Source organism: Belliella filtrata (assembly GCF_022549775.1).
Lineage (GTDB): Bacteria > Bacteroidota > Bacteroidia > Cytophagales > Cyclobacteriaceae > Belliella > Belliella filtrata.
In genome coordinates this window covers 32,439-43,376 of record NZ_JAKZGP010000044.1, presented here as the reverse complement: position 1 = coordinate 43,376, position 10,938 = coordinate 32,439, and the positions used below count along the sequence as shown (strand labels likewise).

The following is a 10,938-nucleotide window of genomic DNA, read 5'->3' as shown; positions in this document are numbered from 1 at the left end:
TGCATGTGACTCAGGTTCAGTTATATAGGATTTTTTACGTTCCTTTTGAATAGCCCGAAGATTAATTCTTAAGCATAGTTGTAACAACCTAACAATCAACTTGAAAATTTATGCTCGGAATTGCTGCCTCTTGAAGTTATTGTTGACCCTGCATCAGATGTTATGTCCACATTAAAAGTAGCAGAAGAAGATGTTACATTTGATACACTCAAATTATTCATTCTTGGAACATCTGCTATATATAAATTGACGAAATCAAATTTAGGATCGCAAATACCTTCAGCTGTTATTGTATACTTAAAAACATAATGACCATTAATTAAACCTGTTAAATTTAAAACAGCATCCGATTGACTCAAATTTGGAGTGTTAGGGCCAGAAACTATAGACCAAGATGGAACTCCAGAAGCTGGTGAATTTCCAATTAAAGATGTAGAAGTAGATCCAGGTTGTAAAAAAACATCATCACCAGCAAAAGCTGTTGACGCAGATGGAGAGATTTTAAAGTTTCGACTGTAGGTCTTAATTTCACCACTTTCTAATCCTAAAGTAACAGTGACTACATAATCTCCAGAACTTGAAAAAGATTTATTAAGGATAGAATTTGAAATTGAAGTTGTCCCATCAGAAATAGTCCATGAATACGAAATAACAGGATCTTGAGAATCATTGTAAACAACTCTAAAATCTACAGAATTATTTTCTTCACACAAATTTCCAGAAACATCTATACCTCCACTTAACCAATTAATTGAACTCAGGTATAATTCCAACATATTAGGGTCATTTATATATGGATTACTAGATCCATAAACACCTACTGTATGATCAAAAAAAACAACTCTACCTCTTTCAAGCTCTCTAAAAACTACAGATGGGGAGTCACCACTATTAAACGGAGAAGTCATCAAAACAGTAACTTCTGATATTAAATTTGCAGGAATTCGACCAGGACTTCTACCATAAGCAGACGAGGTAGAAAAATTACTTGGCAAATTATCCGTAATAGGATGAGATAAATTAGAAACTTTGTTAAATGTAAGAATTTGAGTTACACCACTTAATCTTTCTAACAAAATTAAATCATGCATAATGGTGTGTGAGCTTCTTTCAAAAGATAACCATTCACCTCCTAAATAACCTCCACCGCTATTAACAAAATCCATCAAAGCTGTTTGACCAGCAGATGGCATAGGAGTTCCATAAGTTTCACCATTCATATGAACTACAACTTCATAATCATTCAGGGTTTTAGGAATACCTCCATTAACATTAAATGTACCTCCAGAAAATTGATGCTCTAAAAAATCACTGAAATCAACAATCATTCCGTTTGATTCTAAATGACTTTTAAGAGCTGTAACACCAACATGAATGTTGGTCTGATCTTTTAAAATTAAAACTCTTTGGCCATGAACAACAGAAGAATAGAAAATTAATAGAATAAAGCTGAAAAAAATAATTTTTTCCAACTTAGAATTGAATAGTTTAATTTTGAAATTTCTCATATTTAAATACTGTAAGTGGTTGCCTTTTTAGACAGTTTGTAAATATATTTTATGAGTATTCGCAATATTACACGTTATATATGAAGTAGCTTTATTAAGCTCTGAATACTCATCATTAGGGAACAATTCCCTTAAGCAGAATATCAAATTGCTAATCCAATAACCTAATAATTGGCTACGTGCAAGAAAGTGGACAGTCATGTATATTTTATTGAATTGAAATTTGCAAGGTTCAATTGAAACGGAAGTGGGCTCAGCTGGGGAGCAACTCACCAGGGATAAATTGAACCGACGAGAATGGTTGGAAGGTGTTCGGATAACGAATTTCCTGATCCGCTTTCAATTATCAATCTATTGATTGGCAATCCAAAGTAACTGCCATCATCAACAAAGAAATAGTGTGACTCTCTTGGGGGAGAATAGTCTAAAACCAGGATATTTCCTATTTTCCCTCCACTCGAATTAACTCCATAGATATTATAGGTAATGCCTGGGATATTAATTGAACAGGCATCGCCATCAGTCAATGTATTTCCATGAAATCCTACTTCTGTTAAATTTAAAGTACCAGCCTGCCCAAAAGCTTGCATCGGAAAAATGAAACCTATAATTACCAACAATATAAAAAGTGTATAGAGACCATTCTGAAGTATTGAACGTTTCATGTATTTATAAGGACTTTTTGAAGTGCCCCATAAAATCTCTGACGAATTCATAAAATGAAATTTAGTGAGGGAAGAAATATTTGAATTATTTATCGTAAATAACACCATTCCTAAGTCATTTTTCAACTTTTACATGTTTCAAAAACCGTTTTTGAAACACAAAGTCAGAGAAGTCCAATTATGCAGAATTGAAATGCAAAAAGGAAGATTTGAAAAATAGGCTTGTTTAAAAAATTTTTTAATGTGAATTGAAATACTTCTTTAAATCTTGCTGCTTTGTTTACTTTATTCAACTTTTCGTTAGTCAAAAATGAAAAAATCTGAAGCTAGAAGCTTCAAATTTTCAATTGTAGAGTCCCTATACTTTAGCTAAAAAAATTACGGTTTAAAAAGTTTTCTCTTTTGAAAGCGATTCGAAAACCTGTCTGGTTTCGACTCAAACTTTTCTATATGACAATCATTTTGAAAAACCTGCTAGGTTTCTATATCAAATACTAGCTTCAAAAACCTGCCAGATTTCGAACGATGACATTTATCATTACAATCTTTTCTTTAAAATCTGGTAGGTTTCTACATCAAATGACACCTCACTAAAACCTGTCAGGTTTTGAACAATAACATTTATTTTGACTAATCTTATTTAAAACCTGGCAGGTTTCTAATACTACATCTCTTTCTAAAACCTGTCAGGTTTCTTACCAAATCAAAACCTCTCTCCTGTCTGACCGGATGTTTTTCTTGAACAATGGAATCACAGCTAAGAACTCATGTGTAGTATTTGGCAAGAGGTAAGATTTGTTCATTGGCAATTCATAGACATAGCCTATCCTGATCATTGGAAACAAGACTCCAAGCTGGAAATTGTTTGCATAATCGATCCTATGTCCTCCACCTAGCCATATTCTATCCATCATTAATACTTTGAAATTGAACTCAATGTTATCTGGCAAATCTTGCTGTGTTCTATACATGAAGTTTGTTGCCAAAGCCAAGTTTTGACTCAATGCATTCCTGTAGCCCGCTTGGAAGATTCCCACTCTTGGTTTTCTTTCCGTGAATACGTCTCCTGAGTTGATAGCTCCTTTGTTTACATTTGAGACGGCATAGGAAACATAATAATTTGGATGGGTTAGTGCCATACCGATATTGAAATCTAACACTTGCATGTTGGCAAAGCTGTTCAAGTATTGCCCTATAACTGGATCGCTAGCTTGCTCTGTGGTCAGGCTGTTACCGTCTAGCCTCACTTGATTGTAGCTCACACCCATACCCAAACGGATAGCTGTCTTCTCTCCTACTTGAATCCTAGAAGCATAGGAACCTATCATCTCGGTCTCTACAAATGCCCCATATTGATCATGGAGCACATTGAACCCTAAAGCATTCTTATTTGGATCTGCACCTTTGGAAAAGTCTGCAATGTCAAACTCCAAACTCCCAAAATATGTCATCGGAGCTCCTTCAAACCCCACCCATTGATTTCTGATCAAACCACGGAAATTCGACCCTTCATAGCCTGTTAATGCAGGATTGAAATAACTCTGCATGTGGCTAAACTGAGACACATATTTTCTTGATTGAGCAAATGATGACATGCTCATTGTAATTGCAATAAAGAGTAGGTATATTTTTTTCATGATCAATCTTGTTAAACGTTAAATGTTAGGCGTTAAAATGTTGTTGATTGTGAAAAAGAAGGAAGGGATATTTCATCCTTCTTCCTTCGTCTTTCATTATTTCTATTACTTTCTAAATAGATTCAACATGCCCTTTCTCACTTCTCCCGTCTCTTTCACTTCTACTGTCCAGTAGTAAGTACCTGTAGGTAACGCTATGGTTTCAAAGAAACCATCCCATTTGATATCAGGGTTTTGCGTGTAGAACAAGCGCTTACCACTTCTCTCGAACACTTGGATCACCACGCCACTGTAATACCTCAATTCTGGTACTCCCCAAGTATCATTGGTACCATCACCATTAGGGCTGAAAGAGTTGTAAATTTCAATTGCGGAAACTGATTCTCTTGTTCTTTCGATCGTGAACACCTTCTCTATCACATTGCCATCTCTATCTGTGACTCTGATGAGCACTTCGAAGGTTTTCTTCCCTTCTACCCTTGCGGTGGTGTTCCAGTACAAGGCATTGTTGATGATTGCAAAGAAGCTACTTTCATAGGCGCCCTGTACCAGCTCGATGCTATGTACATTATCTACAGGGTCTACCACACTAAGTCCCCCTACCCTAACCTGATAGTTTTTACTATCGGCTCTGAAGGATAAGTTATCCAATAGCAAGTCTTGCGGTGCTGGTTTTGGTAGTACTGTTACCGTCACATTAGCCATCAATTCCATAGGATTTGTGTAGCCTTCTGATAGGTTGATCACTGCTTCGAGTGCGTAATCTCCTCTTGCGTAGATGTTCAATGGTGATAGGTTCCAAGTAATCGGGAATGATAATACTTGACCATCAGCAGTCATCACCCCGATACTTGAAGGTAAAGCTGGTTCCTGACCCCATGCGGTTTCTACATTTGCAGGCTGGAATACCATGTCTATTTCAGAAGCTGTGATTGTTAAATCTGCTGAAACAAAGTTGATGGTATAATTCGCTCCTGCTGACAAGCTTCCTAGGCCTATAGCATAGCTACCAGGCTCCTCACCAACTGCTCTCTGAAGAGAACCAGTTATGGTTGCCAGTTGATCACCATTTACTAATCCTGACACTTGATAAGTCAAGGCTGGATCTTCAACCCCAAATGGTTTGATTTGGCTATCTGCTGTGATTGTTAGCGTTGCTTTTGTCACTTCCAATGCTCCTGCTACCAAAGTGATCTCATAGTTATCATCTTCGCCACCTGTCAAGGTGATTGGATAGGTTCCAACTGCTGAACTTGCTGTTGCTGAGGTGCTGATACTTGGTTCTGTTGTCACTTTGGTATCTCCATTTACTAATCCATCATAGCTGAAAGTCAAGGATGGATTTGCTGTACCATATACCTTGGTCTGATCAGCTGCTGTGATGGTCAATTGGGCTTGCGTGATGTGGAAATCTACTTCATTAAATAAAATGGAATAGTTAGCCCCAGCATCAAGTGATCCTTGCGTAATCGCGTAGCTTCCTACATGCTCTCCTGCAACCCTTACAATTGAACCTGTTAAAATTGCTTCATCATCTCCACTACCGAAACCAGTAGCAGTAAAGGTTAGCATTGGGTCACTTTCTCCGTAAACTTTCCCTTGATTTAGCGTAGGGTTAATTTCTAACACAGCAGGTGTAATGGTCAGGTCAGCTGTCAAAACCAACGACGTGAAGTTGTCACCAGTGATCGTTGCAATAGCCTCCTGTGTTCCTATATCTGTTCTGGTATTGTTATCATAAGCTACAGAAGTGCCTGCTGGTAAAGTGCCAGTGATTTCAAGTGACCTCTCTGTTCCGTCAAAGACAAAACTTCCATCCTCAAAAGTAACACCTGTGATTGTTGCTGGAGTGATCGTCAGATCAGCTGTCAGTACCAAGGTGGTATAATTGCTTCCTGAGATCGTTGCAGTAGCTCCCTGCGTTCCTACATCAGTTCTGGTATTGTTATCATAAGCTACAGAAGTGCCTACTGGTAAAGTGCCAGTGATCTCTATGGATTTCACTGTTCCGTCAAAGACAAAACTTCCATCCTCAAAAGTAACACCTGTGATTGTTGCTGGGGTGATCGTCAGATCAGCTGTAAGCACCAAGGTGGTATAATTGCTTCCTGTGATCGTTGCAGTAGCTTCCTGTGTTCCTACATTTGTTCTGGTATTATTTTCATAGGAGACAGAAGTGCCTGCTGGTAAAGTGCCAGTGATTTCAAGAGATTTTTCTGTGCCATCAAAGACAAAATCACCGTCTTCGAAAGTGATGCCTGTGATTGTTGCTGGAGTGATCGTCAGGTCAGCTGTAAGCACCAAGGTAGTATAATTGCTTCCTGTGATCGTTGCAGTAGCTTCCTGTGTTCCTACATTTGTTCTGGTATTATTTTCATAGGAGACAGAAGTGCCTACTGGTAAAGTGCCAGTGATCTCTATGGATTTTTCTGTGCCATCATATACAAAACTTCCATCTTCGAATGTAATACCTGTGATTGTTGCTGGAGTGATCGTCAGATCAGCTGTAAGCACCAAGGTGGTATAATTGCTTCCTGAGATCGTTGCAGTAGCTTCCTGTGTTCCTACATCAGTTCTGGTATTGTTATCATAAGCTACAGAAGTGCCTACTGGTAAAGTGCCAGTGATCTCTATGGATTTTTCTGTTCCGTCAAAGACAAAACTTCCATCTTCGAATGTAATACCTGTGATTGTTGCTGGAGTGATCGTCAGATTAGCTGTAAGCACCAAGGTGGTATAATTGCTTCCTGAGATCGTTGCAGTAGCTTCCTGTGTTCCTACATCTGTTCTGGTATTGTTATCATAAGCTACAGAAGTGCCTACTGGTAAAGTGCCAGTGATCTCTATGGATTTTTCTGTTCCGTCAAAGACAAAACTCTGATTCTCGAACGTGATGCCTGTGATTGTTGCTGGAGTGATGGTCAGATCAGCTGTCAGTACCAAGGTGGTATAATTGCTTCCTGAGATCGTTGCAGTAGCTTCCTGTGTTCCTACATCAGTTCTGGTATTGTTATCATAAGCCACAGAAGTTCCTGCTGGTAGTGTACCAGTGATTTCAAGTGACTTCTCTGTTCCGTCAAAGACAAAACTTTGATCCTCGAATGTGATGCCTGTGATATCAATTGCTAATACTTCAACAATTGCAGTTGCAGTAGTTGAATTACCATTTGTATCCGTAACTGTAACAGAGATGATATTTTCTCCAATATCATTGCTATCAAAGTCGGTTTGGCTAGCAGTAGTACTTGAGACACCACATGCATCTGTACTTTCGAAAACAAGATCAATTGCATTTATACTTGCACTTCCTGATGTATCAAGCTGGATACTTATATTTTGAGTTGTAACCTCAGGACCAGTAACATCTTCCACCGTAACTATTGCAGTTCCTGTTGCTTGATTGCCATTGTTATCTGTAACTGTTAGGGTCAATGTGTTAGGTCCAACATCGCTACAATCGAAGCTAGTCTGGTTAACCGAAACACTAGCTATACCAAATCCATCAATACTGTTATTATCAACCTGACTGGCTAAAATACTTGCCGTACCATCTACTCCCAACTGAACAGTTAAATCCTGAGTTTGAACCAATGGAGGTCTAGTGTCTACCAGATAATTGTTTGAATCAGTAGCACCTATCCCCGTATTACCCGGCACATCTTGGTAGCCAGTATTGTCCAAGGTAATTAAATTGGTCGCTTGCTCCGTATTTATTGTGGGCGTCAATGTCGCAGTATAAGTAATATTATCATTAGTACTCAAGCTCGTCAAAATCCCATTGGATACTGAGAAATCTGCAAGGGTTAAGCCTGTAACAGCTTCGCTAAATATAATTGTAACTGAAGTTGTTTCTCCTACTGTCAATTGATCATCAGCTACTGTTATGGTTGCAGTAGGTCGCTGCGTATCAATTGCATAATTATTGGAATCTGTAGTTCCTGTACCTGCATTTCCTGAAACACTTTGATAACTTGTATTATCAAGCGTAATCACATTTGTCGGATTATCCACTCCATTGCTCGGCGTCAAGGTTGCTGTCCAAGTGATCCCACCATCGGAAGATGTCAAACCGCTCAAAACTCCATTGGCTACTGTAAAGTCAGAAATTACCAATCCTGTTACTGCTTCGCTGAATGTAATGGTCAAGGTAGTGGTTTCTCCAATTATTAGCTGGGTATCACTTATAATGAGCGTAGCTGTGGGTGTGGTGGTAATCACAGCATAATTATTGGAGTTGGTGATTCCTACGCCTGTATTACCAAAAGAATCCTGAAATTCAGTATTATCTAAGACAATCACATTAGTTGGATCATTCACTCCATTATCAGGAGTCAATAAAGCAGTCCAAGTGATTCCTCCATCAGCGCTACTTAAATCACTTAAGATTCCATTCGCTACAGAGAAATCAGTCAGTGTTAGGCCTGTGACTGCTTCACTAAAGGTGATGGTCACCACGGAAACATCCCCAATAATAAGTTGAGTATCGGCCACTACTATGATTGCAGTAGGTCTCTGGGTATCAATTGTATAGTTATTAGAGTCAGTTGTTCCTATACCTGTATTACCAGCAAAATCCTGAAAACCTGTGTTGTCTAAGGTTATTACATTGGTCATATCATTCACTCCATTATCTGGAGTCAATAAAGCGGTCCAAGTGATTCCTCCATCAGTAGTTAACAAATTACTCAGACTTCCATTTGCTACAAGAAAATCAGCCAGGGTTAGTCCCGTTATTGCTTCACTGAAAGTTATGGTAACCAAAGGTGTATCTCCAATCGCAATTACATTTTCTGCAATTGCGACGGTAGCTGTAGGTCGCTGCGTATCAATTGCATAATTATTGGAGTCTGTAGTTCCTGTACCTGCATTTCCTGCCAGGTCTGTATAGCCTGTATTATCAAGGGTGATAAGATTGACCGTTTGTTGCACATTACTTGAAGGGGTAAATGTTGCTGTCCAAGTGATCCCTCCATCTGAGGAAGACAAGCCAGATAAAGTACCATTAGACACAGTGAAATCATTAGTTTCTAGCCCAGCGATTCTTTCGCTAAACACCACTGTAAGTGTTCCCGTTTGTCCAATTGCATAAGTGGTATTGCTCAAACTCAAACTGGAAACGGTTGGCCTAACCCCATCCACCAAAACTTGAGCTGTACTACCTATTGCATTCAAGGTTAGGTTAGCATTATTATCAGCAAAATCCCTTATTGTCCCACCATTAAGAGAAAGTGTTCCAGCAAGGATTCCATTCAAATCAAGGTCTCCGCTTTGAACGGTATATCTGAATACCAATGCATTGGTACCTGAACCAGAAATGTAAGTTGCTTGTCTTGTTGTAGACCCGATTGTCAGACTGAGCTGGGGTGAACCGTTGACAGTCACTACTTCAGAAAAGTTCAAGGTGAAATCCAAATTTTCACCTATAGCGTACACACCGTCTGATGGTACAGTTACCGAAGATATTACAGGAGCAACAATGTTCACATTGATTAATACTTCATCAGTTGCCGTTAGTGCACCACCTGATCCGGAGAAACCCTGGTCATCGCTGGTGATTGTTAGCGTTGCTGATCCACTGAATCCTGAAGTTGGAGTGAATACCATCCCCTCCAAAGCCACATTAATATTAGTAATTGAGCCTTCAAAAACCATGGTAGAATTATTTACTCCCGTCCCTGAGGTAAAATTTAAACCTGTGGATCCTGATAGTGTTAAAACACCATTGGTGACTGCTAAGGATATTTTAATGCTTGCTCCACCAGCGTCTACATCGCTTACACTAATCGGGTTGCCATTGGCACTTGAAAACACAAGAGCGCTATTCTGATCAACTTGTTGAGTTCCTGGTACTGAATTAACAGGAGCATCGTTCACGGCTGTGACTTGGATGTTAACACTTGCCTGATCAGTTAGCGCTCCTCCTATACCAGAATGGCCATTATCGTTGATAATAATTGTCAATGTTACATCAGAGGTAGCATTCAAGGCTGTGGTAAATATCAAATTACCTGCTGAAATGAAATCATTAATATCTGAAAGACTTCCCTCCAATTCCAAGTTGTCCGAAGAACCTGTTACCGTCACTCCATTTGCTGACGTTGCGGCAAGACTTCCACTATCTACAGTAAAAGTTGCTGTTACTGGATTAATTCCTGAATCAGGATCAGAAAATGAAATTCCTGTTAAAGCCTGCGCTTGATCTTCAAAAACTGAGATCGTCAAAGGCGCAATTACAGAAGGATTTTCATTGACATTTAATACACTTATTGTAAACAGTTTTTCAAAAAACAAACCGCCTGAATCTATCACACGAATACGGATATTATATGAACTTTTAGTCTCAAAATCAAAGACTTCGGCTGTCCTAAGTTCATTCCCTATAATGCTGAATGAACTATTATCCTCATCGCCAGCACCCGATACCAGACTAAATGTAAAAGTATCCCCTATATCTGGATCTTCAGCTGACAACAGCCCTACTAAGGAGCCTACAGCTTCGTTTTCAGCTACACTAGAATTATCCAATAAAATATCTGTTGGAGCGATATTATCTACTGGATCGATAGCAGAACCATAAGTGAAATCATCTATAGCTACAAAAAAATCATCTGCTTCAATCTGAATTTCATCTACATCAAAAAAATCAGGGTCATCTGAAAAATCCTGTACCCCATTGAAGCTAATAGGTTTACTAGCACCTGTCGGAACTCCTTCTTTATATCCTGTAATATAACCATCCAATGATCCAAAACCTCTTTCTTGAATATATATGCTACTAAATTGAAAACCTTCTCCATTATCTCTAGAAATTGTCCAGATAGTCAATCCACCAACTTCTATATTAGTATCAACCAAAACTGTGGAATTGTTTGATCCTGATAATTCTGGAAGATTAGTTAAGAAACCAATATAAGTATTGTTAGTCAAGGTTGCAGCAAATGTAAAACCATCAACTGAAATGGATTGAACTGCACCAATACTAGGCGGATTCTCAAAATCAATTACTATATATTGTGAAAAACCAGAGGAAACCCATGAGAAATTTACAATTAGTAGAGAAATTAGGTAAATAAGTAAAGTTTTTTTCATATAGATGGGTGATATGGGTAACAAACAAAGAAGTCCTGT

Annotated in this window: 4 protein-coding genes; all 4 read right to left on the bottom strand. The window is 38.6% G+C overall.

Going from position 1 to position 10,938, the window contains the following annotated elements:
* Nucleotides 1-95: 95 nt before the first annotated feature.
* The 4 genes from MM239_RS15020 to MM239_RS15005 all read right to left on the bottom strand — a co-directional run bounded on the left by MM239_RS15020 (nt 96) and on the right by MM239_RS15005 (nt 10,899).
* Nucleotides 96-1,508, bottom strand: coding sequence for a PKD domain-containing protein (locus MM239_RS15020; RefSeq protein ID WP_241349073.1), 1,413 nt, complete (start codon nt 1,506-1,508; stop codon nt 96-98).
* A 269-nt stretch (nt 1,509-1,777) separates the two neighbouring features.
* The gene (locus MM239_RS15015; RefSeq protein ID WP_241349072.1) at nt 1,778-2,173 is read right to left on the bottom strand and encodes a hypothetical protein; all 396 of its coding nucleotides are present in this window, start codon (nt 2,171-2,173) and stop codon (nt 1,778-1,780) included.
* 695 nt (nt 2,174-2,868) lie between these two features.
* The gene (locus tag MM239_RS15010) at nt 2,869-3,810 is read right to left on the bottom strand and encodes a PorP/SprF family type IX secretion system membrane protein (RefSeq protein WP_241349071.1); all 942 of its coding nucleotides are present in this window, start codon (nt 3,808-3,810) and stop codon (nt 2,869-2,871) included.
* A 105-nt stretch (nt 3,811-3,915) separates the two neighbouring features.
* Nucleotides 3,916-10,899, bottom strand: a complete 6,984-nt coding sequence (locus MM239_RS15005; RefSeq protein WP_241349070.1) for an Ig-like domain-containing protein — start codon at nt 10,897-10,899, stop codon at nt 3,916-3,918.
* Nucleotides 10,900-10,938 lie beyond the last annotated feature (39 nt).